Source organism: Bacillus sp. FJAT-27245, assembly GCF_001273955.1.
GTDB lineage: Bacteria > Bacillota > Bacilli > Bacillales > Cytobacillaceae > Bacillus_D.
Map to the genome: position 1 here is coordinate 1,186,057 of NZ_LIGI01000001.1, position 25,923 is coordinate 1,211,979.

26 protein-coding genes and 1 pseudogene are annotated in these 25,923 nt (G+C 38.8%); 20 read left to right on the top strand and 7 right to left on the bottom strand.

Annotated elements, in window-relative coordinates; translation table 11 throughout:
* Positions 1-205: 205 nt before the first annotated feature.
* Positions 206-1,093: an aminoglycoside phosphotransferase family protein gene (locus ADU24_RS05865; RefSeq protein ID WP_053368801.1), complete on the bottom strand. Its 888-nt coding sequence runs from the start codon at positions 1,091-1,093 to the stop codon at positions 206-208.
* Positions 1,094-1,313: 220 nt separating this feature from the next.
* On the opposite strand from ADU24_RS05865, the gene ADU24_RS05870 reads away from it, so the two are divergent.
* Positions 1,314-2,102 (top strand): immunity 22 family protein, encoded by a 789-nt coding sequence (locus ADU24_RS05870; RefSeq protein WP_053365750.1) that lies wholly within the window; start codon positions 1,314-1,316, stop codon positions 2,100-2,102.
* Positions 2,103-2,182: 80 nt separating this feature from the next.
* Here ADU24_RS05870 and ADU24_RS05875 read toward each other — a convergent pair whose 3' ends face one another.
* Complete coding sequence (locus ADU24_RS05875) at positions 2,183-3,283, bottom strand: metallophosphoesterase family protein (RefSeq protein ID WP_053365751.1); 1,101 nt, start codon at positions 3,281-3,283, stop codon at positions 2,183-2,185.
* Between the two features lie 622 nt (positions 3,284-3,905).
* On the opposite strand from ADU24_RS05875, the gene ADU24_RS05885 reads away from it, so the two are divergent.
* Positions 3,906-4,250 carry a restriction endonuclease gene (locus ADU24_RS05885; RefSeq protein WP_053365753.1) on the top strand — a complete coding sequence of 115 codons (345 nt, stop codon included), beginning with the start codon at positions 3,906-3,908 and terminating at the stop codon, positions 4,248-4,250.
* A 117-nt stretch (positions 4,251-4,367) separates the two neighbouring features.
* Here ADU24_RS05885 and ADU24_RS05890 read toward each other — a convergent pair whose 3' ends face one another.
* Positions 4,368-5,135: a SurA N-terminal domain-containing protein gene (locus ADU24_RS05890; RefSeq protein ID WP_053365754.1), complete on the bottom strand. Its 768-nt coding sequence runs from the start codon at positions 5,133-5,135 to the stop codon at positions 4,368-4,370.
* 287 nt (positions 5,136-5,422) lie between these two features.
* On the opposite strand from ADU24_RS05890, the gene ADU24_RS05895 reads away from it, so the two are divergent.
* Positions 5,423-6,055 (top strand): FMN-dependent NADH-azoreductase, encoded by a 633-nt coding sequence (locus ADU24_RS05895; protein ID WP_053365755.1) that lies wholly within the window; start codon positions 5,423-5,425, stop codon positions 6,053-6,055.
* Between the two features lie 238 nt (positions 6,056-6,293).
* On the opposite strand, the gene ADU24_RS05900 is transcribed toward ADU24_RS05895, so the two are convergent.
* Complete coding sequence (locus ADU24_RS05900; RefSeq protein WP_053365756.1) at positions 6,294-6,614, bottom strand: winged helix-turn-helix transcriptional regulator; 321 nt, start codon at positions 6,612-6,614, stop codon at positions 6,294-6,296.
* A gap of 1,047 nt (positions 6,615-7,661) precedes the next feature.
* On the opposite strand from ADU24_RS05900, the gene allW reads away from it, so the two are divergent.
* The 6 genes from allW to allD all read left to right on the top strand — a co-directional run bounded on the left by allW (position 7,662) and on the right by allD (position 14,550).
* Complete coding sequence (gene allW / locus ADU24_RS05905) at positions 7,662-9,116, top strand: allantoin permease (protein WP_053365757.1); 1,455 nt, start codon at positions 7,662-7,664, stop codon at positions 9,114-9,116.
* Positions 9,117-9,126: 10 nt separating this feature from the next.
* A complete protein-coding gene (locus tag ADU24_RS05910) occupies positions 9,127-9,381 on the top strand; it encodes a hypothetical protein (RefSeq protein WP_053365758.1) in 255 nt (84 codons plus the stop codon).
* 70 nt (positions 9,382-9,451) lie between these two features.
* Positions 9,452-10,783 (top strand): allantoinase, encoded by a 1,332-nt coding sequence (locus ADU24_RS05915; protein WP_053365759.1) that lies wholly within the window; start codon positions 9,452-9,454, stop codon positions 10,781-10,783.
* A gap of 71 nt (positions 10,784-10,854) precedes the next feature.
* Positions 10,855-12,126 (top strand): MFS transporter, encoded by a 1,272-nt coding sequence (locus tag ADU24_RS05920; protein WP_053365760.1) that lies wholly within the window; start codon positions 10,855-10,857, stop codon positions 12,124-12,126.
* 100 nt (positions 12,127-12,226) lie between these two features.
* The gene (gene allC, locus ADU24_RS05925) at positions 12,227-13,465 is read left to right on the top strand and encodes an allantoate deiminase (protein ID WP_053365761.1); all 1,239 of its coding nucleotides are present in this window, start codon (positions 12,227-12,229) and stop codon (positions 13,463-13,465) included.
* Between the two features lie 26 nt (positions 13,466-13,491).
* Positions 13,492-14,550, top strand: coding sequence for an ureidoglycolate dehydrogenase (allD, locus tag ADU24_RS05930; RefSeq protein WP_442853737.1), 1,059 nt, complete (start codon positions 13,492-13,494; stop codon positions 14,548-14,550).
* A gap of 158 nt (positions 14,551-14,708) precedes the next feature.
* Here the strand turns inward: allD and ADU24_RS05935 are convergent, their stop codons facing one another.
* Positions 14,709-15,968 (bottom strand): glycosyl hydrolase family 18 protein, encoded by a 1,260-nt coding sequence (locus tag ADU24_RS05935; RefSeq protein WP_053365763.1) that lies wholly within the window; start codon positions 15,966-15,968, stop codon positions 14,709-14,711.
* A 189-nt stretch (positions 15,969-16,157) separates the two neighbouring features.
* Here ADU24_RS05935 and ADU24_RS05940 point away from each other — a divergent pair, with 189 nt between their 5' ends.
* The 5 genes and pseudogenes from ADU24_RS05940 (at position 16,158) to ADU24_RS23740 (ending at position 18,731) form a co-directional block, all read left to right on the top strand.
* On the top strand, positions 16,158-16,478 hold the full coding sequence (locus ADU24_RS05940; RefSeq protein WP_053365764.1) for a 2Fe-2S iron-sulfur cluster-binding protein: 321 nt from the start codon (positions 16,158-16,160) through the stop codon (positions 16,476-16,478).
* Positions 16,479-16,727: 249 nt separating this feature from the next.
* Positions 16,728-17,168 (top strand): MarR family winged helix-turn-helix transcriptional regulator, encoded by a 441-nt coding sequence (locus tag ADU24_RS05945; protein WP_053365765.1) that lies wholly within the window; start codon positions 16,728-16,730, stop codon positions 17,166-17,168.
* 51 nt (positions 17,169-17,219) lie between these two features.
* Positions 17,220-18,164 carry a ring-cleaving dioxygenase gene (locus ADU24_RS05950; protein WP_053365766.1) on the top strand — a complete coding sequence of 315 codons (945 nt, stop codon included), beginning with the start codon at positions 17,220-17,222 and terminating at the stop codon, positions 18,162-18,164.
* A gap of 2 nt (positions 18,165-18,166) precedes the next feature.
* Positions 18,167-18,280, top strand: a pseudogene (locus ADU24_RS23275) (LLM class flavin-dependent oxidoreductase); the annotation flags it as partial.
* 394 nt (positions 18,281-18,674) lie between these two features.
* Positions 18,675-18,731 (top strand): hypothetical protein, encoded by a 57-nt coding sequence (locus ADU24_RS23740; protein ID WP_442853753.1) that lies wholly within the window; start codon positions 18,675-18,677, stop codon positions 18,729-18,731.
* A gap of 623 nt (positions 18,732-19,354) precedes the next feature.
* On the opposite strand, the gene ADU24_RS05960 is transcribed toward ADU24_RS23740, so the two are convergent.
* Together ADU24_RS05960 and fosB are read right to left on the bottom strand one after the other, a co-directional pair.
* Positions 19,355-19,606: a hypothetical protein gene (locus tag ADU24_RS05960; RefSeq protein ID WP_053365768.1), complete on the bottom strand. Its 252-nt coding sequence runs from the start codon at positions 19,604-19,606 to the stop codon at positions 19,355-19,357.
* Positions 19,607-19,744: 138 nt separating this feature from the next.
* Complete coding sequence (gene fosB, locus ADU24_RS05965) at positions 19,745-20,164, bottom strand: metallothiol transferase FosB (protein ID WP_053365769.1); 420 nt, start codon at positions 20,162-20,164, stop codon at positions 19,745-19,747.
* A 172-nt stretch (positions 20,165-20,336) separates the two neighbouring features.
* On the opposite strand from fosB, the gene ADU24_RS05970 reads away from it, so the two are divergent.
* The 6 genes from ADU24_RS05970 (at position 20,337) to ADU24_RS05995 (ending at position 25,921) form a co-directional block, all read left to right on the top strand.
* Positions 20,337-21,185, top strand: a complete 849-nt coding sequence (locus ADU24_RS05970; RefSeq protein WP_053365770.1) for a MurR/RpiR family transcriptional regulator — start codon at positions 20,337-20,339, stop codon at positions 21,183-21,185.
* A 176-nt stretch (positions 21,186-21,361) separates the two neighbouring features.
* On the top strand, positions 21,362-22,030 hold the full coding sequence (locus ADU24_RS05975) for an RraA family protein (RefSeq protein WP_231689572.1): 669 nt from the start codon (positions 21,362-21,364) through the stop codon (positions 22,028-22,030).
* A gap of 11 nt (positions 22,031-22,041) precedes the next feature.
* Entirely contained in the window at positions 22,042-22,914 is an 873-nt protein-coding gene (locus tag ADU24_RS05980) for an NAD(P)-binding domain-containing protein (RefSeq protein ID WP_053365772.1), read from the top strand.
* An 18-nt stretch (positions 22,915-22,932) separates the two neighbouring features.
* Positions 22,933-23,931, top strand: a complete 999-nt coding sequence (locus tag ADU24_RS05985) for a tripartite tricarboxylate transporter substrate binding protein (protein WP_053365773.1) — start codon at positions 22,933-22,935, stop codon at positions 23,929-23,931.
* Between the two features lie 22 nt (positions 23,932-23,953).
* Entirely contained in the window at positions 23,954-24,403 is a 450-nt protein-coding gene (locus tag ADU24_RS05990) for a tripartite tricarboxylate transporter TctB family protein (protein ID WP_053365774.1), read from the top strand.
* A 12-nt stretch (positions 24,404-24,415) separates the two neighbouring features.
* Positions 24,416-25,921 carry a tripartite tricarboxylate transporter permease gene (locus ADU24_RS05995; protein ID WP_053365775.1) on the top strand — a complete coding sequence of 502 codons (1,506 nt, stop codon included), beginning with the start codon at positions 24,416-24,418 and terminating at the stop codon, positions 25,919-25,921.
* The last annotated feature ends 2 nt before the right edge of the window (positions 25,922-25,923 follow it).

Below are 25,923 nucleotides of genomic sequence, written 5' to 3' on the forward strand. Positions count from 1 at the left end.
TTACAGTGAGTTTGGTGTTTGTATAAGACTTTTTAACCGAAGAAGTGGAAGGGGAAGAGATTTTAATGAGGGAAAAAGGGAGGTATTGATTCGTGTCATGCAAATGCAATGGGGAAATGAACAAAACCATCCCTAAGTTATTCAATAGGGATGGTTCGCTATTTTGTGAAAATGGCCATAGAGAGAAGTCACGTCATCTCGATGTTCAGCTATAAACTGTTTCGGAATCTTCGATGATTGCCTGGATGACTTTATACGCTTCATTGGATTTCAAAGAGTCAGTGTTCTTATACTCCTCATAGGTAATTAAAGCCTTCCACAGAGCCCATCCTCTTGCCCGATTCCATGTGCCTTCATCCATCTTTAAAACATTCCTGAAAACTTTCCTGCTCTCATGATCAAAGAAGGTCCAAGCCATCGCTGCATCGCAGGAAGGATCCCCGACTCCCAGTATTCCGAAGTCGATTACGGCACTAAGCTTCCCGTTCTGTACTAATATATTACCTGGGGCGATATCTCCGTGAAGCCATACAGGCTCCCGTTCCCATTTGGATTCTAAAGCCGATTCCCACAGTTTTGTCAGAATACTTTCACCAAATATATCTCGATTACTTTGGATTGCGCTTCTCGTTTCTTGGTCATAAACAGAAGGATGAACGCCTCTGAAAAAATTATGGGCTCCAGCCAATGGGCCGCCACTTGCATCAATGGACTGCAATTCAAGTAAAAACCCGCCTAAATCGGCTGCGAATTGATGTAAATCTGCTACGTTTTCTCTCGTTACTGTTTCTCCTTGAAGCCACTTGTAAATCGACCAATGGAATGGATAGTCTTCATTCGCTGCTCCTTTTGCAACTGGGACAGGAATAGGCAATGAAAGCTTTTTTGCTAAAATCGGCAGCCACTTTTGCTCTTTTTCCACTTGCGGTACATACCCAGGGGCACTCGGCAATCTAACACTCATGTCATCCCCCAGGTGGAAAGTCCGGTTATCATGGCCACTCACTTTAACCGGTTTAATTTCTAAATGAGCCCACTCAGGAAATTGCTCTTTAATCAATTTTGCTACCAATCCAGAATCAATTTTAATCATAACTCGTTCCTTTCCCGGTATATTTCCAATTTCATTATAAGCTTTTCGTTTCATGATGGGCATGCATGGGCAGCCAAAGCTACAAATTCTGCTTCAATCATTTTCCTTAATATGGTACATTTAACTATATATTGAGCGAAAAGGGATGGAGAGGAATACCAGCTGCAAAAGGATAAATAAGTTGGTTAGCTAGAACGAACTACCCGAATGAGGTGGCCAAATGAAGGTTATTACCAATGAACAGCTTGAACTTTTTTACCATACATTCCTACCTAAGTTGGACTTATCAAATATAATAACTATCGACGATGAAGACCTAACGAAGGTACTGCATTATTTTTTAATCTTAAAGGAATTCGGCCAGGAAATAGCAGCCGGTTCTTCTTTTACCAACGAGCAAATCCTGTACAGCCAGTATTACTGGTTTGTGTATTTTAAAAATCAATACATCTCCAAGTATGGATACGATGCCGGCATGGACCAACAGGCTTTCCAGCTAATTGAACACATAGCGTACGAACTTCATGACGATGTCAACTGGGACATCCTTGAACAAATCACCAATGATTTGAAGACCGATCTAGAGTTGAAGACTGGAAACAAAATGAAAAGGGGGATATTCATGGAGCAAGAGGGGTGCGTTTCATTATGGGTAGGGGAGTTTGGCTCTTCTGAAAAGTTCAGGGACTATCTCTTCATTGAGTATGATGAAGATGGAGAAGCCATTCCTTCCAATTTTGAAAAGGATTTTTCCATTGAATACTATGACGAGGATTTCCGGGAAGTTGTATACCATCAACAACCACATTCATCCCTAAACCAATTAGTGGCTGGGGCATCATTCGAGGAAGTCATCATACCGAAATTCCAAGAGATGTTTGCCAAAAATGCGCCTGAAAAAGCAAACGCCGTTGTATTGTTATATAACTTTCATTACAATTCAACAATAAAAACTGCCCAGAGTGGTTTGGGCACGCTGCACTATATAGGGGCAGTGCAATATAAATAGATGTGAGACAACCAAAGCCACCCAACTTAAAAAGGGGTGGCTTGGCGGTCATTGTTTTTTCAACGAATTGAAAAACAAGTTTATTGGATCCCGTAGTCCTTGGCGAAGACCATTTTTGTTTCAACAAGTACATCCTCTTTGCTTTCATCCAGGTTGAATACCCGTGCACCGCGCAGCCTGTTATTTTCCCCGCCGCCAAGGCCATAGGTACCAAACCCGGTGTTACCAGCGTAGCCTAATTTGATCCCATAATAGTCTCCAACATATGTATTGATATGGTCATGGCCAGAAAATACACCTTTCACATCGCCTCTCTCGAGCATCGCCGCGAACATTCCGCTGTTAAAAGGGCCTGTGCATACACATTCATTCTTTTCACCAATGATAGAATGTTTTTCTACTGCTTTCTGATGGCTTTCGTGTGTTCTTTTGGAGGGGCTTGCGTACCACATATTTTCAAATTCCGGGAGGGGAATATGCATGAATACCAGGGAAGGAACTTTCCGTCCGGTTGTTTGCTCCAGTTTTTCCGACGTTTTATAATACCACTGAACCTGATCATTGCGGAGCCAATCCCATGTTTGGTATCCTTCAAAATCCTGTCCAGCGATTTCTTTTGGTGCATATCTGCCACTGTCAAATAGCCAAATGTTAAAAGCTGGCTCAGTATTTTTAGAGTTATGGATAACCAGGTTTGTGTTTCCGGTTCCAGTAATCCCCTTAGGTCCTGGTTTGTTTACATTATGCTCATAGGACATGTAAACCTCTAGCATATCTTCTTCGCTCATACCGGTCTTTGGCGTATGGTCTTCATCGTGATTGCCAAAAGTAACTGCCCAATGGATGCCTCTATCTTCCATTGGTTTTGCGATGTTATCGATGGCTTGTCTCACCTCTGCCGCTGTTTCCATGTCGGCATTAAGCATGTCACCATTTAAAATGGCCAAATCCGGTTTTTCCTTATCAAGAACCGTATTCATCAGTTTTATCGTTCGGGGATCGATATCCTCATCATCCTGAATATCGTTAAACTGCACAACTTTATACTTTCCATCAGAGTTGAACTGCAGCTTTTGATTCTCATTGACTTTTCCTTGAACCGAGGAACTCGTAAAGCTGGATGCAATAAAAATGGCAGTAAAAGCAATGGTGATGATTCCGGTTAAAGATTTCAATTTCACAAAATTACCCCTTTCAAACGTATGTAGTGATATTTTTGGACAGATTCCCTTTTGTTTTCTTAAACCCCCTTTCATTAGGCATGCGAACAATTATTATTATAAGAATCATCTATTAATTCATCGTTAAACTAATATAAATAATTGTAAATTAACTCAAAATTCGGAAGTGGATAATGAAAGTGTTACATGAGGAGCTCTTTTCCAAAGAGGAGATTTTAAAAAAGAAGACAAGGCTTTTTAGGGTCGTAGAAATAAAATGGCCTTTCAATTGAGGATTTACGGTATGATTCTTTCTGCAAAAACAAAAATTGATACAACCCCTTAATGTCTTAGGTATCTGTCCAAAAGGGAAGAGGTGTGGTATTTTATGGATAGGAGAATGAATTTAAAAAGAGGGGTTAATTATGGCTAGAAGGAAATCCAAAAAGGAAAAAGAACTTGAATCTTTATTTTATCTTATATTTATTGTACCTGTTTTTTTAATTTATTTTGCAACTCAATCTATACAATCAACAGTTTCAATTATGATAGTCTATTGGGTAGTTGCAGTCACTTTTCTTATATTGAGGAATAAGAGGCTAAGGAACGACTGCGGGCATCAGGAATAAACGAAATCGATAAAATGGATGGCATTAAATTTGAGCACTATCTAAAAGAGTTATATTCTGGTTTAGGTTATAGTGTTAGAGTAACTCCATCCAGTGGTGATTTCGGAGCCGATTTGATTTTAACGCAAAATGGACGGAAAATTGTGGTCCAGGCTAAGAGACATAGTAGTAATGTTGGGGTGAAAGCGGTACAAGAAATAAAAGCTGCACAATCTCACTATCATGCGGGAGAGGCATGGGTGATTACAAACAGTTATTTCACAAAAGCAGCAATTGAGCTGGCCAAGTCCAATTCCGTTAAGCTTATTAATAGGGATCAGCTTATTGAGCAAATTCTATTTATGAAGAAAACTGGATGAGTAGCATTAGCAAAGATAATATAATAAATAAAAAAGAAGATGAACTCAACATTTTAGAGATTCATCTTCTTTTTCGTTTGGCGGGGCATTTGTCCACAGTCACTTGTTTGTTACATTTTAAATCTTAATCTCAATCTTCGCATTTTTCTTTAACTCCTGAACCAACTGAGCGAGTTTATCCTGCTGTTTTTTCTGTTGAAGAGATTGTTCAATTTGCGGTTTTACTTTTTCAAGCTTTGGAACTTCTTGTCCGGCACTCTTGCCTTGTTCCGCATATTGATTATACGTTTTTTGAATTTCTTCATCGGTTACTTCACCGGCCGGCACTTCTTTCTCAATGTACTGGTTAAGTTTAAGATCCTCAGCTATTTGGGTTTCCAGTGTTTTCATATCCATTCCGGATTTTTTTAGAGCCGCTTCGAATTCCTTTTCTGTTTTGAACTGTTTTTTTACTTCGCCCAGCTTCTTATTAATATCTGCCTCTGAAGCTTTATAGCCTTTTTTATCGGCCTCTTGCAGAAGAAGAGTTTGTCCGACCAAGCTGTCAATCGTCTGGTTTTTCACCTGTTCAGCGGCTTCTTTGGAAGTTGGGGCTTGTCCCATTTGCTGCATTTGTCCTTGTGTATAGGCTAGAGCGCTATTATAGTCGCTTCCTGAAATTACTTCATCATTCACGATGGCAACAGTTTTCTTTTCATCTACTTGCTGTGCTTTTAATTTCTTTTGCATTTCTGCCATTTGCTTTTGCTGTTCCTTCTGCTGAGCGGTTTCCGCTGTTTTTGCCTTATCATCATTTTTAGCTTCTTTACTTTCTTCATTTCCTCCGCATGCTGCTAAAACAACGGCCATTAGACCGGTTATTAAGAAAATCATCATTTTTTTCATAATCAATCACCTTCCCTAAGCTAGAAGTATAATTTTTCCCTCAAAAAAATCACCTAGTGGGCATTATAAAGTGAATCTCACGAAAAAGAAACAGAATGCGCCCTAATTTAATATTTATAACAGGATTGAAACATTTTAATGAAAATGGATACTTGTTAAAAAACAAATTCCAAAACGATTAGGTAAAGTTCCAAGAAAGGAAAATTGAATCATTGACTAATTATCCTATTTTGATATACTATGATTTCGAGATAATTAATTTAAAGATAAAAGGAGACTTTTTGATAATGAATGTATTAGTAGTCAAAGCAAATAACCGCCCAGCATCTGAGGCGGTATCAACGAAAATGTATGAAGCATTTATGAATAATATTGAAGGCGTTAATGTAACAACCTATGATGTGTTTGCAGAAGATATGCCATACCTTGGCCAAGATTTATTCAGTGCTTTTGGTAAGATGAACTCAGGTGAAGAGTTGACAGAAATTGAAAAACGCATTTTAAATGCAAAACAAAAAGCAATGGATGCTGTTACAGCTGCAGATGTAGTTGTATTCGCGTTCCCGTTATGGAATTTAACAATCCCGGCTAAATTGCAAACGTTCATTGACTATGTGTATCAAGCTGGATTTTCTTTCAAATATGATGAAAATGGTCAACTTGTACAATTATTAACCGATAAAAAATTCGTTGTTCTAAGTGCACGCGGAGGAATTTACTCATCACCAGAAGCAGCACCAATGGAAATGGCAGCAACTTATATTAAAAATGTATGTGGCGGAGTATTCGGCATGAAGCTTGCTGATGAAGTAATTATTGAAGGCCATGCAGCGATGCCAAGCCAAGCGGAAACCATTATTGCTGAAGGGTTAGCAAAGGTTGAAGCTGTAGCAAAGGGTTTTTCAGCTGTAACAGTTTAACAAAAGATAGAATAAAGCAAAGCAGCTGAGATAAGAATCAGCTGCTTTGTTTTATTTCAGTTACGCCTTTTAGTGATCAATTCGATTTCTGTGTTCGCACCGAGTGGCATTGCTAAGACGGCTACACATTATCTAGCAGGATAAGGCTCGGAAAACTGTTTCCCGTAAACCTCGTTCATAGCGGAAAAAAATGATTGGCCCAACGTCATTGTTTCTTTCTCCTTTATTTACGTTCTGCTCATAACCACTTTTCAGCCCATGATTCTACAGCTTTAAGGGCTTTCCCCAATTCATTCCCTTTTCTTGTTAATGAATATTCTATTCGCACGGGGCGGTCTGATATAACATTTCGAAGTATAATCCCGGATTCCTCTAGCTCTTTTATCCGTTCGTTGAGCACACGCTTACTCAAATCAGGAATATAAGCGTGAATCTCACTAAAACGTTTTGGTTCCTCAAGAAGTGAATGAATTATAAGTCCTATCCATTTCTTACCGATTAATTGATAAGAATGTTCAACCTTATCACATAATGGTGGCTGGTGCATTCCTTCGCTCATTTTTTCACCTCTTCACTTAATTATTATTAGTTATCTTTTCACTTATAATAACTATTAGCTTAAGACATTTTAAAATAAAAACAAGTTATAATGTTTAATTATAACACAAAAAACTCTTGTTAAATCTGGGTTTTATTGTTTTTGTGATATGGACATATTTTGTTGATGCAATGGTTACCCTCTGTGTTTTTGGTACTAAAAGTTAATTTGTAACTTTAAAGTATAGCTCCGCTTTATTGATGGTAAAAATAATGTTTTAACGTTTTCAAGATGCGATTTGAACGCCTAGCGATCAAATCGCATTTTTTGTTGCTTAGGTAATTTTAAAATCGTTCATTGTGGAGAACTCGAAATTAGTAATGTAATGATGAAATCCGTTGGACATGCCTGGCCTTCGGAGGGGACTAGCTTAATACCTCGGCGAGCTGCGCTGGAACCGCTTAATCTTGGTGGGGGAGACCACTAAGGATAGCCCATTAGAATAATCATCGCAAGGACAAGCAGTTTTTGCTTGTCACCAAGGCGCTTGCACGGATTTTGTCTTTCTGGCCATAAATTGCAGAATGCTCCTTACATTAATTACATATGAATACAAAAAATTACCTAGTAATTAATAATTATTATTTTATTAATAAAATTTATTTTAATTTGTTTTATTTCTAATTAGGACGGGAGCTCATTAAATATTGATTTAATCGATATTCGTAAATCAGGCTATCTTTGTTGACAATTAGTAACCAAGGATTTATTATAGGCGTACAAAGTTTATTAGTTACTTTAAGTAACCGATTTTCCTGAAATGGAAGAAGGTGATTATGTCCCTTTTTCAAATAAAGAAGTTGAACGAACTCTTTTGAAAATTTATGGGCTAAAAAATTTAATTCTTATTTAAAACAAAAAATGAATATCTGAAAATCAATCCACTAGTTGGATGTGATGCTCAATGCAACAGTGAATAATTCAATTAGGGTCGGCCAAACCTATAAATACACGAGGGACTTGGCTTAGTCGATATGCAAATACGACAAAATTAAGGGGGGGTTCCGATTGAGACAAATCAATCGAGAGCAATTAAAAACAAAGGGATTTAGCGAGGACATTTTGCCGACAAAGCCAGAAGACAAGAATTGGAACTTTGGAAACTACGCGTCAATATGGATGGGTTCGGTGCATAATATCCCTAACTATATTGCCGTAGGCGGGCTTTTTGCCATAGGGATGTCAGTTGGACAAGTTTTCGCTGTAATTATGTGTGCGTCAATTATATTAGCAACGGCGATGGTTCTTAACGGCCATGCGGGATCCAAATATGGTCTGCCTTTTTCTATGCTGCTGCGGTTATCCTACGGCACGAAAGGTGCAATATTTCCTGGTGTATTAAGAGGGGTAATTGCAGCAATCATGTGGTTTGGATTTCAAACATATGCAGGGAGCCAAGCGTTATCAATTCTAATTGGAAAGCTTTGGCCAACGTACCTAACGTTAGGCGGTGATTGGAATCTTTTGGGGTTATCGTTGCCTGCGTTAATTTCATTCCTTTTATTCTGGTTAATGAATGTTGCTTTAATTTTTGGAGGAATGAAGTTATTGGGCAAATTTTCAACTTTTCTATCTCCGCTTGTATACATTGTTTTTGGTGGTATGGCGATATGGGCGATTAAATTAGCCGGAGGCATTGGCCCTATCTTAGCTTATACAGGTGCGGGAGTCAGCGGAAATAAAGTAATCGCCTTTTTGGCAGCTGTAACAGCATTAATTGCTGCTTGGGCAGCCCCGATCGTAAACGTGTCGGACTTTACAAGACTTGCTCGCTCTACGAAGGATCAAGCTATTGGACAAACAGTAGGTTTAGTTGTGACTTATTTATTGTTTGCCACTGCAAGTATTTCGATAATTGTGGGCTCAGAAATTGCTTTTGGGACACCAATTTGGAATGTACTTGATGTTGTTGCAAAGTTTGACAGCACCTTTGCAATAGCAATATCAGTTCTTACACTATTATTAACAACATTATCGGTAAATGTAACAGGGAATATTGTTCCTGCAGGTTACCAATTGGCATCACTGTTCCCGAAAAAACTAACGTTTAAATCGGGAGCGATGATTGCAGCTGTAATTGGTATTCTCGTAATGCCGTGGAAACTTATGGAAAACGCGACAAGTATTTTTACTTTCTTAAATATCGTTGGCGGCTTATTAGCTCCAATAGCGGGTGTTATGCTTGCCCAGTATTTTGTTATTTCAAAAACAGAAATTGACCTGGAAGAATTGTATTCCAATAACGGTAAATACAATTATACGAATGGATTTAATGTAAATGCACTCATTACCTCAAGTGTTGCTGGTGTGCTTTGCTTAATCGGTAATATTGTCCCGTTCTTAAAGCCACTTTATGATATTTCGTGGATCGTAGGAATTATTTCAGCTTTTATTCTTTATACTTTGCTGGAATCGCTAAGTAACAAAAATGTTAAGTTAACGAAGCTGAACAAATTGAAATGATACCAGGAATATGCAATTTGCAAAGAATATACCTTTGGGAAAGCAAACTGATTTTTACGGTGGGCATCATTTGATTCTTAATGAAAGAGGTTTAATTATGACTTTGGATTTACGAGTCAAAGGTGGGTATGTTGGATTTATCGGTTCAAAATTTGTCGGTTTTATAGCCCCTAACCCAGCGAAACGTTTTAACTTGTCTAATAAAGGGGAATTTCCTATTTCAAAGGGGGCAGATATTCTTTTATTTGACCGAGACACCAGATGAAAATCTGCAAAAGCTTTGCGAAGGTAAAACGGTAAGGGAAAAGGAAAAATAGAAAATGGAGGAATGAAATTTGGCTATTTACGATCTAATTATTAAAAACGGGACAATCGTTACAGCGGATTCAATTGTCCAAGGCGATATCGCAATCAAGGATGGAAAAATCAAGGAAGTTGCAGTTGGAACATCCCTGGACGCAACAGCTGATAAAGAAATCAACGCTGAAGGGCTTCATATTCTTCCTGGTTTAATCGACACACATGTTCATTTCAATGAACCAGGAAGAACGGAATGGGAGGGCCTGGAGACAGGAAGCAGAAGCTTGGCCGCTGGCGGGGTCACAACATTTTTCGATATGCCGTTAAACAGTACGCCTCCGACAATTAATAAAGCAAATTTGGCGCTAAAGAGCTCAGCTGCCGATGAAAAGTCCGTTGTTAATCCGCGTTTCTGGGGTGGGCTAGTACCAGAAAATATTGGCGATTTAAAGGGTCTTCACGAAAACGGCGTGATCGGATTCAAAGCATTTATGTCACCAAGCGGAATTGCTGATTTCAGTAATGTTGATGATGAAACACTTTATAAAGGGATGAAGGAGATTGCCTCCTTGGGTTCTCTTTTAGCTGTTCATGCTGAAAGCACGGTTATTTGTGACCAGCTGGCTAAAGAAAAGATAGGCCAAGGAAAGGTATCAGCAAGGGATTATGTTGAATCACGGCCAATTATTTCTGAAATAGAAGCGGTTAGAAGAGTTATCTCTTATGCAGAGGCAACTGGATGCAAACTTCATATTGTCCATGCAAGCAGCAGGAAAGTGGTCCAAGTCATTAATGAGGCTAAACAAAGAGGCCTGGATGTTACAGTTGAAACATGTCCACACTATTTATCCTTGACAGTAAAGGATTTAGAAGAAAAAGGGGTATTGGCCAAATGTGCCCCGCCATTAAGAGATGAGGAAGAAGTGGAAGACCTATGGGCAGCTGTTGCGAATGGCGAAATAAATGTCATCGGATCCGATCATTCACCGGCGCCGGCATCCATGAAAATGGTAAAAGACAATATTTTTGATGGATGGGGCGGAATTTCAGGAGCGCAGTCCACGCTAAATATTTTGTTGACTGAAGGGCATTTCAAAAGAAAGCTCCCGCTAGAAAAAATTGTTGAATTAACCGCAACCAATCCAGCAAAGTTGTTCGGGCTTTCGACTAAAGGAACAATTGCGGAAGGCTACGATGCTGACTTGGCGATTGTTAACCTGAATGAGAGCTTTGAACTAAAAAAGGAAGATTTGTTTTACCGCCATCAGCACTCACCATATGTTGGTATGACATTTAAAGGGAATGTGAAGACAACAATTGTCGGCGGCGAAGTTGTATTCGAGGATGGTAAAATCTTGGGAAAATAAACGTGTGGCGGGTTAGAGTCTGTGGCTGTACACCCTTACAGTCATCATGAAAGGGAAGGGGAGTTACTTTTATGGCATCAAAGGACATGCAACATCAAGCCCAAAAGAACAAGACATTTGTGATTCCATATTGGTGGAAAGTGGTTTTTGCATTCACGTTAGGATGGATGTTCATAAATGCAAATAAATACTTTCTGAATCCTATTTTGGGGAATATTGGCTTGGAGTACAGCCTGAATAATAGCCAGCTTGGACTGGTCAATAGTATCTTCTTTCTGACTTACACAATCGCGCAAATTCCGGCAGGGGCGTTCAGTGATAAATTTGGCAGGAAAAAGTTGCTTGTAATCGGGTTTGTTTTATATGGAATATTGACAGGCGTGAGCGGACTAATGGCTGGTTTCACAGGCTTTTTGGCGGCCCGGGCATTTGCCGGGCTTTCTGCCGCAACCTACTATGGCCCTCAATTTGCCCTGTCATCCGAAGCAATTCCAGAAAAGCGCAGGACTGTAGGCAGTGCAATAATTAACAGCGGATCAGGGATAGGGATTGCTTTAGGCTTTGTTTTGTCAAGCACATTAGTTTTGGACAAGGGAATGAGTTGGAGTGTTCCATTCTATATCTTCGGTGTTCTTACTGTCCTAGTAGGTATTCTTATTTCAGCACTGGTAAAAGAAAAAAATCCAGAAAAGACAATGAAACAAAGTGAACAATTAAAGGAGTCAACGCATAAAGGAGAAAAGGTTTCAGTTTTATCTCTGCTTAAAAACCGCAATCTTTTGATTACCTTTCTTGTCTTATTTTGTTCCATTTACGGCTTTACGGTCATTGTCACATGGTTGCCGAAATTTTTGGAGACCGAAAGAGGCTTCCGCGGAAGTCAAGTTGGTTTGATATCGGCCTTGGTCCCATTGGCTTCGATACCGGGGGCGCTTATCGCAAGCTATATTTCGGATCGCTTAGGAAGGAAGAAGCCTTTCGCTTTTCTGCTGATTCCAATTGCTGCGATCGCATTATGGGCAACTGTTTATGTGCATAGTACTGCATTATTAATCACAGCATTAGTGGTTTATGGCTTCTTTGGTAAGATTGCGCTGGATCCGCTTCTGATAGCTTCTGTATCTGAAAATGTTCATCAATCAGCGTATGGGGTTGCCTTCAGCCTCTATAATTTTATAGGTATGATCTCGTCAATTATCGCCCCTTGGTTTGTTGGTTTCCTTGCTGATAAAACAGGCAGCATGGCTACTGGATTTTACTCGGCTGTCATTGTCCTTGCCGTAGGGCTTGTTCTAATGATGTTCTTTAAAGAAGAATCCAAAGTAAAAACAATGGGTGTATAACAATTGACGAATGTAGGAGTCGAGCATACTGTGGCTACATTACGTTATCTCGATTATAAAAAGTGACTTAATTGTTTAAATAAAAAAACGAAAGGGGCAGATGAATGTGAAAGATTTAACACATGATGTTGCTCACCTCGTAGATTGGCTAGGGGAATACGGTAAGGATCCTGAAGGTGGCGTAACCCGGTTGCTTTATACAGACGAGTGGGTTAAAGCACAAAAAGCGTTAGAGAAAGTACTTCAAGAAGATGGATTGACTACCCATTATGATGAAATCGGAAATTTATTCGGACGTTTAGAAGGAAGTAAGTATAACGATGAAACAATTTTAACCGGCTCTCATGTTGATACAGTAAGAAATGCCGGTAAATTAGACGGTGCGTTCGGAATCCTGGCTGGTATTTTAGCGATTCGCTATTTAAAAGAGAAGTATGGCCAGCCTCTCCGTAATCTAGAAGTCGTATCATTTGCGGAAGAAGAAGGAAGCCGGTTCCCTTATGCTTTCTGGGGTTCCAAAAACCTTGTTGGGCTCGCAAAGCAAGAGGACGTTGAAAATATAGTGGACTTCAATGGTATTCCTTTTGTAGATGCTATGAGAGAAGCAGGGTTTGATTTTAGGGATGAATCAATAGCGTTCCGTAATGATTTAAAAGCTTTTGTGGAAATTCATATCGAACAAGGCAACGTTTTGGAGAAAGAAGGAAAATCCATTGGGGTTGTCAATAGTATTGTTGGCCAAAGGCGGTTTACGATTGAAGTAAAAGGTGTAGCGAACCACGCAGGTACAACGCCGATGGGGTATCGCAAGGATGCTGTATTTGCGGCAAGCCAAATGATTCAAGATGTGATTAACAAGGCAATCGAGTATGGCGATCCGCTTGTTGCCACAGTTGGGAAAATCGAAGTCAAACCGAACATCGTGAATGTTGTACCAGGAGAGGCATTGTTCACATTGGATGTTCGTCATACAGAAAAAGATGTACTTATAAAGTTCACGGAGGAGTTAACCAGTATCATTAACAGGATTGCAACTAAGTCCGGCGTAGAGGTTAACATCGATATGTGGATGGATGAGGACCCAATTCCTATGGATCAACAAATCGTTCAAGCCATTGAGAAACAAACGAAAGAAGCTGGCTTGAATTACAAAATGATGCACAGCGGTGCAGGCCATGATTCCCAAATCATTGCCCCAATTGTACCAACAGCGATGATATTTGTCCCAAGCCGTGAGGGGATTAGCCACAATCCTTTAGAATATACAAGCCCGGAACAATTAGCTATGGGTGTTAAGGCATTAATTGATTCATTGTATGTTTTAGCCTATAAAGAGTAAAAATCAATCAAAATAATTAACAGGGGATGATCAATTTGAAAACTACAGAAGAAGCGTTAAAAAAATTAATTACAGTGAAATTGAATAAAGCTGGTCTTTCAGAAGAACATGCAGAGGGAGTAGCGGATGTACTCGTTCATGCTGATCTTAGAGGCGTTCATTCCCATGGTGCGATGAGAGTGGATTATTACGCTGAAAGAATCGCGAAAGGTGGAATTACCACAAACCCCAATTTTACTTTTAAAAAAACAGGACCAAGCTCAGCGATATTTGATGGCGATAATGGTGTTGGTCATGTGGCTGCTAAAAAAGCGATGGATCACGCAATCGACATGGCCAAAGAGTCTGGAATTGCAGTAGTAGGAGTAAGACGAATCGGGCACAGTGGAGCTCTTTCATACTATGTCCAACAGGCGGCTAAAGAAGGTTTGATAGGTCTATCTGTTGTTCAATCGGATCCGATGGTTGTTCCTTTTGGAGGGGTTGAACCGTACTATGGGACAAATCCCATTGCGTTTGCGGCCCCCGGTAAAAATGACGATATAATTACCTTTGACATGGCGACTACAGTCCAGGCATGGGGGAAAATTCTTCATGCCCGCTCAAAGAATGAATCCATACCCGACACATGGGCGGTGGATAAAAATGGTGAGCCAACAACAGATCCGTTTAAAGTCAATGCTTTACTTCCAATCGCAGGACCGAAAGGCTACGGCTTAGCGATGATGGTGGACGTTTTATCAGGTATATTACTAGGTTTGCCATTCGGGAACCAAGTCTCATCCATGTATCATGACTTGAGCGAAGGGCGTAATTTAGGTCAGCTTCATATCGTTATCAATCCAGCATATTTTACAGATTTAACAACATTTAAGGAAAACATATCCAAAATGATGAGCGATTTAAATAATATTAAACCGGCGCCAGGATTTGAACAGGTATTATATCCTGGTCAAAACACTACTTTAGTTGAACAAAAATCAAAGCTAGAAGGTATCGAAATTGTCGATGATGTGTACCAATACCTTGAATCGGATGTCATACACCACAACAAATATGACAATAAAGATCCGTTTGCAAAATAAAGTATATCTGTAACCATTGAAAGTAAATTTTCATTTGAAGCTAAAGGAAATGCTTTTTTTGGATAAATAGAAGAAGGTCATTTTAGTGTAATCAAAAAAGGAAAAACTAATCGGAAATGCTTCCGATTAGTTTTTTTTATGCGGGAGATCCAAAAAAATCATATGATTTTTTTTGGAAACATAAATTCATTCACTAAAATGGCGGATTGAGGAAATTGCAATCCTAATTGCCAAGCGCCTATCCCTCTTAAACGATAATTAACAAACAATTTGAGCTTTTGGGCACGTGCCCTCGCGTCTTCAAACCACACAATGTGTCTCTTTCCGGTTTCGTCTCGATACTGAAAAAAAGGCTGCTGATATTCCGTTGAATAGTTGATTGGCACTTGATAATTCATAGCTAATTCTGTTGCCCTGCCTACAGAAACAGCACGCGCGCTAACCACAGATGCATCAGACATTGTCCAGTAATACCCATAGCGCGGAACCCCAAGGATAATTTTATTTCTTCCCATATTTTTAAGAGCATACTCGATTGTTTTTCTTACTTCTCCAATAGGAGCAACAGGTCCTGGGGGACTGCTTGTTTCGTGCCAATCGTAGGCCATTATAAAGACAAAGTCAACCGCTGCTCCAATCCCTCCGTAATCATATCCCTTCAACCAAGGAATATAATCGCTTGTCTTAGCCGGAACGGCAACAGATGTATAAAATCCTTCGGGTCTCAATCGTTCCCTTAATGAACGCAAGAAGCCGCTATACAAATCCCTTTCTCCTTCACGTATCCGTTCAAAATCAATATTTACACCCGCATAGTTTTTAGTTTTAACCAAGTTGTAAATATTATTAATTAGTTGCTCTCTAATTTCAGGATTACCTAAAACCCGTCTTGTTAGCTCAGGATTGAATCCAGTCGCTGTCAAATTTGTAATAACAGCAAGGGGTGCCACCTTATTCTCTCTAATAACCCTTATAAGTTGCTCATCATTTAATGTACTCAAACTTCCATCTTCAAGAACATGGTACTCAAAAACTCCAAAATAAGTATTAATGGGGGCGAAGGTTTGAACAATCAATTGATTCAATTCAGGTCTGGAGGGGGTTATATAGCTAAAACCTTCCGCTTCATACTTGGTTCTTGGAGGTAAATATAATTTCATTCCAATCATTAATATATCCGATTGCAAACCGTTATATAGCCGGATCGTTTCAACTGGAATCAAGCTCATTTGGGAAATGGAATAGAGGGAGTCCCCATGCTGGACGATATACATGTTTGTTGGGATGAGTAAATCTTGACCAGGCACTATTCGGTCAGATTTTAATTTGTTCATTATGCGTATACTATCCATTGTAACCTGATATTTTGTTGCAATGGAAAAAATGGATTCCCCACTTTTAACTACATAAATAAACATAAGAGTCCCTCGCTTCAGACATCCGTATTAATTAAATATATGTAATTGTATTTTTTGAATGTCGGAATTTATAGCAAAAATCAAAAATCAAATTTGTTTCCATTCCAATTCCCTATTTATATGAACAGAACGATGTAGGGAAAAAATAACTAAGGTGATTATTACTCATTATTTTGAGGGGGTAAAGAAATGCCAAACGTAACTGTGTTTGGACAAGGAACTTTCGAAGTTGATAAAGGGAAAAAATTAGTGTTAGCTCTCGAAGATAATGGAGTAAACATTCTCCACCGCTGTGGAGGAAAGGGGAAATGTACGACCTGCAGAGTAGAACTTTTAGCAGGTGAGTTATGTGATTTATCGAATGTAGAGAAAAAAGCATTTTCCGAAAAGGGAATTGAAGATTATTTGCGTTTATCTTGCCAAATCCGTGTGAATGCTGACTTAATGGTTCGTCCAATCATGACAGTAGAAAACTCTGGTTTGGATCCCGGCCCGAGACCAGCTGAATAAAAATGAAAGAGGTTTGCAGATGAGTTTAGAGGTTAGTAAGAACGTGATAAACACTTGATATAAGCAGCCATCATGGAAATTGAAAATTACCCAACGATTGATTTTAAATCTAAATCACAAAAAATGTTAGATGTATCTTTATAGCCTTTATCATTCCCAATAAAAACATCTCGAACTCGAGATGTTTTTATTGCGTTTTAATCAATTGAGTGGTAAAGTGACAATAACGAGAGGGAGTGACACAACGTTATGCAGAAAAACACTCGTGGTTCATTAATCTGGCTACGGATCACTCGGTTCACACATCAAAGTAACTTGCTTTCAAATGAGTTTTTAAAGCAATTTGAATTAACGACTGCACAATTTGATGTGTTAATGCAAATTTCAACCTACGAGCCATTAACACAAAGTGAATTAGCTGAGAAAGTCACGGTAACACAGGGAGGTATTTCCCGTATGCTCGCTCGCCTTGAGAAAGACGGACTCATTGAACGAAAGCAAGAGTGGAAAACGAAAACAATTTCGTTAACAAATAAGGGCCGTGAAAAACTAAATAATGCCTATGATGCTCAGCTTGCGTTCCAATCCTCATTTTTTGACGAGTGTTTGTCTGAGGAAGAGCAAAGAGTTTTATATTCGCTCATGTCCCGTGTACAAAAAAATAGCCATATAAAAATGTCGAAGAAGTAAATTTTTTCACTCTATCACTTGATTAGTCAAATGAAAAAGGAGGAATATCATATGTACGCCATTTCAGGACATCATCATATTTCAATGATTACAAAAGATGCAAAACAAAATAACCACTTTTATCGTGATGTACTTGGTTTACGCCGTGTGAAAATGACGGTCAACCAGGATAATCCGTCGATGTATCACTTGTTTTATGGGGATAAAACAGGAAGTCCGGGGACAGAGTTATCGTTCTTTGAAATTCCGCTTGTTGGACGCACATACCGAGGCACAAATGCCATTACTCAAATAGGTCTACTTGTACCAACAGAAAAGAGCTTAACCTATTGGAAAGCACGTTTGGAGGAACATGGTGTACAACACGGTGATATCACCATGTACGCCAACCGGCCTGCCCTGCAATTTGAAGATTCTGAAGGCCTGCGCATGGTCCTGCTTGCATCAAATGGCGAGAAAGTTGAACACTGGGAAACATGGGAAGGATCTAGCGTGCCCGCAGAACACCAAATTCAAGGCATGGGCTCGGTGGAAATAACCGTGCGCAGACTTGATAAATTAGCAAGAACCCTGACAGAGATGTTTGGCTATACAGAAGTATCACGTACGGAAGATGAAGCAATTTTGCAATCGATACAAGGTGAAGTATTTGGCGAAATCGTTGTGAAATCTTTTGACGGCCCTGCTGAAAAACCTGGGCGCGGCAGTATTCATCATTTAGCTATTCGTGTCAAAGATGAAGTAGAGCTTGCCTACTGGGACGAACAAGTACGGGCTCGAGGATTCCAGTCATCCGGTATTGTGGATCGCTTCTACTTTAAGAGCTTATATTTCCGCGAATCAAACGGTATTTTATTTGAAATTGCAACAGACGGACCAGGCTTCATAATCGACGGCGATATCAACACGTTAGGTGAAAAATTGGATTTGCCGCCATTTTTAGAGAATCGCCGTGAAGAAATTGAAAAAAATCTAAAACCAATTGAGGAGGATTAAGTATGGAACAATATCGAATTCATCCATCAAAAGGTATGGAATTTGGACTCTATTCATTAGGAGATCATATTCCTAACCCAATAACGGGTGAGCGTGTTTCAGCTCAAGCCAGAATTACCAATGACGATGTGTTATTCCGGATGGAGCGTTTGGTAGAAGATACAATAGTATTAACTGAAACATATAGAAGTATTCGTGAAGCTAAGGAGGCAAAATACGAATTTTAATAGAAGCTATTAAAAAGTGGGAAGGCAGGGCAAGAATGTTAAGGTAAGTAAAGATTGACCAAATAATGTAAGTTGCTAAGGAACAATACGAAAAAGGATCAATTGCCAACCATTAATAATTTTCCCAACCTCCTAACACCTATTTTATACGAATATATGTCCGTATTAATATGCGTGTGATGGTATAATAAAAGAACAATAGGACAGGTTTGTCCAAGGGTGGCCCGGTTACTCCTTGTTGAAAGGGGTGATGCCGGTGACAATATACGAATCGCTGACGCTAATGATTTCATTCGCGGGATTCGTTGTCACAATACTGGCTTTTTCACAAAAAAAATAATCCACCCTTGAGTGGTCGCTCGGGTGGATTAACTGCCCCAATGCCGGCCCCTTGCAAGAACCGCCAATTGGAGACCGGACATGGTACCAGCATGTTCGGTCTTTATATATATACATCTAACCAGGAACTATTATACCATATTCAATAGAATTTCAAACTTTTGTAAAGGTTCGATTACTTATGTAATTATCCTATTTTTCCAAAATAAAACATGAATGAGGAATAAATAAATTCGTAAAATGTCTTTCCGTAAATCAAGGGGACAAATCACCTACGGGGTAACGGCGCTATGAGGTTAATAGTGGAAGTTGTGTAGGGGTTGTGAACACTTATTCATCTTGTCTAGCTTATCTTTCTTGTCTGGAATATTTAAAGTATTCTATATAACAAGTTGAGTAATCCTCTGAATAGGAATAGTAAACAATATACTTATCTACAATAATTTTATAAGTTCCTTCCCAATGTGATTGATTGGACGGAATGCTTGTACCTAGAAGGGAAATCATTCTTTCGATTTTAGCCACTAATTCCTTTTTATATTCTTTGGTTTCGTCAAAGGTAAAATGCCTGCTCTGTATTTGTGCAAATACTTCCAAAGCCTGTCTGGTCCATTAGAGTTTCATTTATATTTCACCTTGCTCAATCATCTTCAAAACATCTTCCGTTGAGAAAACTTTTTCATTCGAAATGTCATCTTTTGCCTTAATTAACTTCTCCTTTAACTCGGAATCATGCACAACATCTTCTTTAACAGAAGTTCCTGGCTCTTCAAGCAGGGATAAAACATACTTTTTTCCATCGACTTCAAAAATCGTTTCTCCTTCGCGGACAATTTCCTTAATGATATCCGCTGCATGCCCATATAGCCTTTTCATTTACACTCCTCCGTTCAGTTATTTCTTTTTATTATACTTGATTAATTTGAATTATAGACAGCGATCTATAAACGTCTAGATAAATTAGTTATTTCCATGCTAAATTAGAATACCTATTTGAGGTCCAATCAAAACAAATTATTCATAAAAGTCCATATGCCCCTTATCCTCCTGGTAATACGCCAGCCGGTCCTCAAGAGTCCCCGTGTGGAACTCAAACTTATGCCCATCCGGATCCACGAAATACCCCGACCGCTTATCCCGCTCATCCCGCTCCCGTCCAGGAAGAATCTCCACGCCCAGCCCCTTCAGCCGATCAACCATCCCATCAAACTCCGCCTCCTCCACCGAAAACGCCACATGCGTATACGACTCCCGAATCTCATTCCGCGGAACATCCTCCTCCACATTCAGCGCCAACCACATCCCCGCCAGATCAAAATACGCCGTACTCCGCCCCTTCACCAGCAACCTCGCACCCAGCGCCTCCCGATAAAACGCAACCGACCGCTCCAAATCACTCACAGAAAAAAAAGCTTTAAAGGGATCCTTTAATATTTTTTAAAATGAGAAGAGATGATAAGTGGCAGAAAAATACTACATCCACTAGAATAAATAAGATATTATTATATTTGACAAGCTTTTATGGGAGAGGCGGTTGTTAATAGTTAGTAGAATTAGTAGTGTACTAATATATCTAGTTTCTTCTATTATTGGAAGGTGTGTGAACATGAACCCAATTTCAGTTATAAAAGAAAAGGTAGTTGATTTACCAAAATCACAACGAAAAGTAGCAGATTATATTATGAATAATCAGATGGAAGTTRCATTTTTAACCTTGGATCAACTAGCACACCTTGTTGGTACAAGCACAACAACTGTTATGCGTTTCACATTTAATTTAGGATATAGCGGGTATAGTGAATTTCAAAAAAGTTTGCAGGAATTATTGAGAAATCAATCGGCCCCGCAAACCAGATTAGAAATTAATGTAAAAGAAATAAATAATAGTGAGCTTTGGGAAAGGTTTGCCGAAACGCAAATTCAAAATATCAAGCATACATTAGGGAGTATTTCAGAAGAAACGTTGAATGAGTTTATTGAAATGATTATACAGTCTAAAAGAGTATTTTGCACTTGTGTGAGAAGTGGATTGCCGGTCGCGCAATACTTAACGCAAGGTATTAATAGGCTTATTGGTAATTGTGAATTAATTATAGCGGACTATTCTGATTGGGTTGATAAATCGGTTGACTTAACTTCAGAGGACTTATTAATAGCGGTAAGTTACCCTCGATATGCAAATAGAATCGTAGATTATATGCGTATGGCCAATAATAGTCACTGTAAAATTATATCGATGACGGATAGTTACTCATCTCCATTAGTTAAATACTCGGACTTAGTGATCCGATCGAGCCCAGAGAGTATTGCATTTCATAATTCGCCTGTAACTGCAATGATAATAGTTGATTACATTATTAGCGCGATTGCCATTAAATACCCCGAAAGAACAAAAGAAAGATTAGAAAAAATAAATTCTATTCTGTTAGGTATGAACTATCATCATGAAAAATAAATTGTGGCCTCAGTAGATAATACTGAGGCTTCATTTATGTGAATTTTTAAAATTATTTAAATGTAAGGGTTTACATCAATAAAGGGAGATGGTAATCTTGAAAAAAGTAGTAAAAAAAGTTTCTGTTTTAAAAATAATAGTATTATTTACTACATTTATTAAAGGGGGGAATTGAGTTGATTTTACCAAGTTTATATGATGAGGAATTAATTGAACGAGCAAATCAATTAAGCTCAGCGCTTTTATCGGATGTAATGGGACGCAAAGGGGCTATGGATTCAGAAATTAAACCGGCTACTAAGGGAAAGGCGGTCATAGGCGTTGCTGTTACGGTAGATTTAGAGCCTGGAGATAATTTATATCTTCATGAAGCCATTTATTTATGCAAACAGGGATATGTCATAGTTGCCGATGGTAAAAACCATAAGCAAAATGCTTATCTAGGTGAACTAATGGCAACTGCTGCTACGTTAATGGGGGTTGAAGGAATAATAATTGATGGTTTAGTCCGAGATCGCAGCAGCTTGGAAAATATTCATCTTCCTATCTATGCAAAAGGATTCATTCCTAATGGACCAAACAAAAATGGGCCTGGAAGCATTAATACTCCAATTGATTGTGGCGGTGTAAAAGTAAACCCCGGAGATTTAATTTTTGGTGATGAAGATGGAGTTGTGGTTGTTGCAAAAGAAAATGTAACTGAAATAATTGAATTAGCAGAAAAGAAAGCAAATTACGAAAAAAGCCGCTTGGACTTTTTAGTTAGCTATTCTGGTAGAAAATTAGATGCTGACTCCGTTGAACGAATTAAACCCGGCTTTTTAAAAAACAGACATAGAGTATAGAGGGTGTTGACATGGTTTCTGTTGGATTTATAGGTTTTGGGGAAGCTGCATCAGAACTGGCAAAGGGACTATCTACCGAAGGGATAACGAGTATTACAGCTTATGATGTAATGATGAACCATGATGTTTGGGGGGAGAAAATTAAAAACAAAGCCGCAGAAATAGGAATTGAATTAGCAGCTGATGCCAAAGAAGTGTTAAATAGATCTGAAATAGTATTTGTAGCTGTTCCTGCAAACAATGCCTTGGAAGTAGCTCAAACGGTTAAAAATGATTTGACCCCAAATACTATATATGTTGATGTGACAGCATCCACTCCAAAAACTAAAATTGAAATTAGTACACTTATTACTTCAGTCGGTTGTTTATTTGTAGATGTTGCAATGTTGGGGTCTTTACCTGTTTACAAACATAAAGTCCCAATTATTTTAAGTGGCTCTGGGGCAAATCAATTTACTGATAAAATGAAGAAATACGGAATGGATTTGGTTAATGTGGGGAAAGAGCCTGGCACGGCTTCAGCGGTGAAATTAATTCGAAGTATTTTTATGAAAGGCGTGTCAGCACTTTATATTGAGTTACTAGAAGCAGCGTATACATATAAAGTTGAAGATATAGTCCTAAAATCTGTTTCAAAAACGATGGACGCTTTTAATTTCGAACAAACGTTGAATAGACTTGTTACTGGGAACGCAATTCATGCTGAAAGAAGAGCGATCGAGTTAAATGGATCAATAGAAATGCTTTCTGAAATGGAATTAGATTCTAGGATGACATGTTCAGCAAGAGATAAATTGGAGTACTTCTCAAAATTAAATCTGAAAGAAAAGTTAAATGGCGATAAACCATCTAATTGGAAAGACGTTTTAAAACTATATTTATAAATTGGGGGAGAAATTTTTATGAAATTTACAAAACTATTTTCATTTGTACTAATTTTAATGCTGCTATTAGCCGCATGTTCATCTAATAATACAACAGCAAAAAGTGAGGGCAAAGAAAAGAAAAAGGAAAAAACTTTCCCGGACAAACCGATTACCTTAATCGTATCATTTGCGGCTGGCGGTGGGACAGATTTAGGCGCGCGAATTTTAGCGCCTTATTTGGAAGATGAACTCGGGGTACCGGTTGTAGTTGAGAACAAGCCTGGTGGTGGCGGATGGATCGGATATGCGGATCTGATTAAAGCAAAGCCAGATGGATATACAATCGGATATTTAAATACCCCTGGATTAATCACTGGATATTTAAATCCAACAACAAAGAGGCAGCAAAATTTGGATGACTTTGAATATATCGCAAGCCACGTACTGGATGCTGGTGTTATAGCTGTTAAGGCTGACGACAATCGCTTTAATACGATTGAGGATTTAATAAAGTATGCAAAAAAGAATAATGTAACAGCAACGACGAATGGCGTCGCTTCTGGTAACCATATAGCTTCATTACAGTTGAATGACCAAATAGGAACAAAATTCAAGCCTGTACATTTTGATGGTACAGCGGAAGCATTTACAGCAGTTTTAGGTGGACATGTTGATGTTCTGGTTGCTAAAGCTGGTGAAGTATTAGAGCCTGTAAAAGAAGGTCAAATGAAAGTGTTGGCAGTTATGATGGAAGAACGAATTGCTCAATTTCCTGATGTCCCGACATTAAAAGAAACTGTTGGAGATGTTGTCAACTATTCGTCCCGTGGTATCGGCGCTCCGAAGGGACTTGACCCAGAGGTATTAAAAGTATTACAAGACGCATTTGAAAAAGCAATAAATAACCCAGAACATATAGCTAAAATGGAAGAACTTGGATTGAATGTGGATTTACATATAGGAGAAGATTATAAAAATATTCTTCTGGAAGAGGAAAAAGTAGTTTCTAATTTAAAGAGTGTTTTAGGATGGTAAAACATAAAAAGGGGTAGCTAACATGAAAAATATTGGCCTTTATGTAAGCCTCTTATTCCTGACTATTGGAGGGATTGTGTTAATACAATCCCTTTCTTTAAATTATTATAGTGAATTTGGGCCGGGTCCGGGACTACTGCCTATGTGGATAAGCGGTTTAATGATCATATTATCGATCATAAATATTTTTTCTTCTTTGAAAAAAGATGCAATTAAGTTTGCGGACGTAATGCCAAAGGGTGAAGGATTAAAAAATGTATTATTAACTGCTGGAACACTCCTTTTATTTATCGTAACAGTTCCATACATTGGGTTTGTCCTTGCAAGTTTCCTTATGTTATTCCTCTTGTTCTTAAGAGGGTATAAATGGTATATCGGTATGGGGTTAGCAGCGGGAATTGCTTTGTTTGTATTTTGGTTATTTGGCTCTATCTTGAGTGTACCATTACCTGTGAATTCATTTGGATGGTAAAGGAGAACTGTAATGGAATCATTAGACTTTCTAATTACTGGATTTGAAACCGCGATTACATGGCAAAACCTTCTATACTGTCTGCTGGGTGTAACATTTGGCATGTTGATTGGAGTGTTGCCAGGCCTGGGCCCAACTGCAGGAACTGCTATCCTGTTGCCTTTGACGTTTGGTATGGAACCTGTTTCGGCAATTATTATGTTAGCAGGGATTTATTATGGATCCATGTATGGAGGAACCATCACATCTGTACTTATCAATGCGCCCGGAGAAGCTGCCTCGGTCATTACGTGTTTAGATGGATACCCTTTAGCCAAACAAGGGCGGGCAGGGGTAGCCCTTGGAATTTCAGCTATTGGTTCTTTTATTGGAGGGATTATAGCCATTATTGGGTTAGTTCTCGTAGGACCGTTAGTTGCTGAACAAGCATTAAAATTTGGCCCGCCGGAGTATTTTGCATTAATTATCGTTGGAATGTGCCTTCTTGTCGGATTGATGGGTAAATCTTTGGTGCGTGGATTATTAGCGGCATTATTTGGCTTAACATTAGCAATGGTAGGAATGGACGCAGGTACGGGTGTCATTCGTTTTGGATTTGGAAATCCAAATCTGGAAGACGGTTTTGATTTCATTTCCATTGCAATGGGGCTATTCGGTATATCTGAGTTGTTAATTAATGCTGAAGAAAATCTTAAGGCTAAAGCCACTAAGCCTCCAAAAATTCAAGGGCTATTGCCACGAAAAGGCGAGTGGGGCCCAACAATGAAAGCTATTTTAAGAGGTAGTGGTTTAGGTTTTATTATTGGATTAGTCCCTGGAACAAACTCAGTGATTCCAACAATTTTAAGCTACTCTATGGAAAAGAAAATTTCAAAAGATCCTTCGAAATTTGGTAAAGGAGCTCTTGAAGGAGTAGCCGGCCCAGAAACAGCAAACAATGCTTATAGTGGCGGGGCATTAATCCCATTATTTACTTTAGGTATTCCGAGCTCGCCAGCAATCGCTGTATTACTTGGAGCTTTTATTATGCATGGATTAACACCAGGCCCAACATTGATGGATAAAAACCCTGAATTCGTATGGGGGGTCATTGCTAGTATGTTTATTGGTAACTTCATTTTACTCATAATGAATTTACCATTGGCTAACGTTTGGGCGAGAATAACAATGGTTCCATTTAAATTGCTATTGCCTATTATTTTAATCATTACAATCTTAGGGACCTATAGTTTGAATAATAGCTTATTTGATGTTGGAGCCATGCTTGTATTTGGTATCATTGGCTACTTCATGAAAAAAGCAGAGTTCCCATTGGCACCAGTTATTTTAACTTTCGTGTTAGGTGGATTAGTTGAGAGCTCATTAATAAGATCACTAACTATCTTTGGAGGAGACTTTTCACAATTCTTCCAGAGGCCAATATCAGCAACTTTATTAATCATTGCCATTATTATGCTTATTGTTAGTATTTACTTGGGTTTTACAAATAAAAAAATAGCTGATGATGTGGAGATGTAGTT

Coding starts and splice junctions, on each gene's coding strand:
- ADU24_RS05865 (WP_053368801.1), bottom strand. CDS start 1,093: ATGATTAAAATTGATTCTGGATTGGTAGCAAAATTGATTAAAGAGCAA.
- ADU24_RS05870 (WP_053365750.1), top strand. CDS start 1,314: ATGAAGGTTATTACCAATGAACAGCTTGAACTTTTTTACCATACATTC.
- ADU24_RS05885 (WP_053365753.1), top strand. CDS start 3,906: ATGGATGGCATTAAATTTGAGCACTATCTAAAAGAGTTATATTCTGGT.
- ADU24_RS05890 (WP_053365754.1), bottom strand. CDS start 5,135: ATGAAAAAAATGATGATTTTCTTAATAACCGGTCTAATGGCCGTTGTT.
- ADU24_RS05895 (WP_053365755.1), top strand. CDS start 5,423: ATGAATGTATTAGTAGTCAAAGCAAATAACCGCCCAGCATCTGAGGCG.
- ADU24_RS05900 (WP_053365756.1), bottom strand. CDS start 6,614: ATGAGCGAAGGAATGCACCAGCCACCATTATGTGATAAGGTTGAACAT.
- ADU24_RS05910 (WP_053365758.1), top strand. CDS start 9,127: ATGCAATTTGCAAAGAATATACCTTTGGGAAAGCAAACTGATTTTTAC.
- ADU24_RS05920 (WP_053365760.1), top strand. CDS start 10,855: ATGGCATCAAAGGACATGCAACATCAAGCCCAAAAGAACAAGACATTT.
- allC (WP_053365761.1), top strand. CDS start 12,227: ATGAATGTGAAAGATTTAACACATGATGTTGCTCACCTCGTAGATTGG.
- allD (WP_442853737.1), top strand. CDS start 13,492: ATGATCAATTTGAAAACTACAGAAGAAGCGTTAAAAAAATTAATTACA.
- ADU24_RS05935 (WP_053365763.1), bottom strand. CDS start 15,968: ATGTTTATTTATGTAGTTAAAAGTGGGGAATCCATTTTTTCCATTGCA.
- ADU24_RS05940 (WP_053365764.1), top strand. CDS start 16,158: ATGCCAAACGTAACTGTGTTTGGACAAGGAACTTTCGAAGTTGATAAA.
- ADU24_RS05945 (WP_053365765.1), top strand. CDS start 16,728: ATGCAGAAAAACACTCGTGGTTCATTAATCTGGCTACGGATCACTCGG.
- ADU24_RS05950 (WP_053365766.1), top strand. CDS start 17,220: ATGTACGCCATTTCAGGACATCATCATATTTCAATGATTACAAAAGAT.
- ADU24_RS05960 (WP_053365768.1), bottom strand. CDS start 19,606: ATGAAAAGGCTATATGGGCATGCAGCGGATATCATTAAGGAAATTGTC.
- ADU24_RS05980 (WP_053365772.1), top strand. CDS start 22,042: ATGGTTTCTGTTGGATTTATAGGTTTTGGGGAAGCTGCATCAGAACTG.
- ADU24_RS05985 (WP_053365773.1), top strand. CDS start 22,933: ATGAAATTTACAAAACTATTTTCATTTGTACTAATTTTAATGCTGCTA.
- ADU24_RS05990 (WP_053365774.1), top strand. CDS start 23,954: ATGAAAAATATTGGCCTTTATGTAAGCCTCTTATTCCTGACTATTGGA.
- ADU24_RS05995 (WP_053365775.1), top strand. CDS start 24,416: ATGGAATCATTAGACTTTCTAATTACTGGATTTGAAACCGCGATTACA.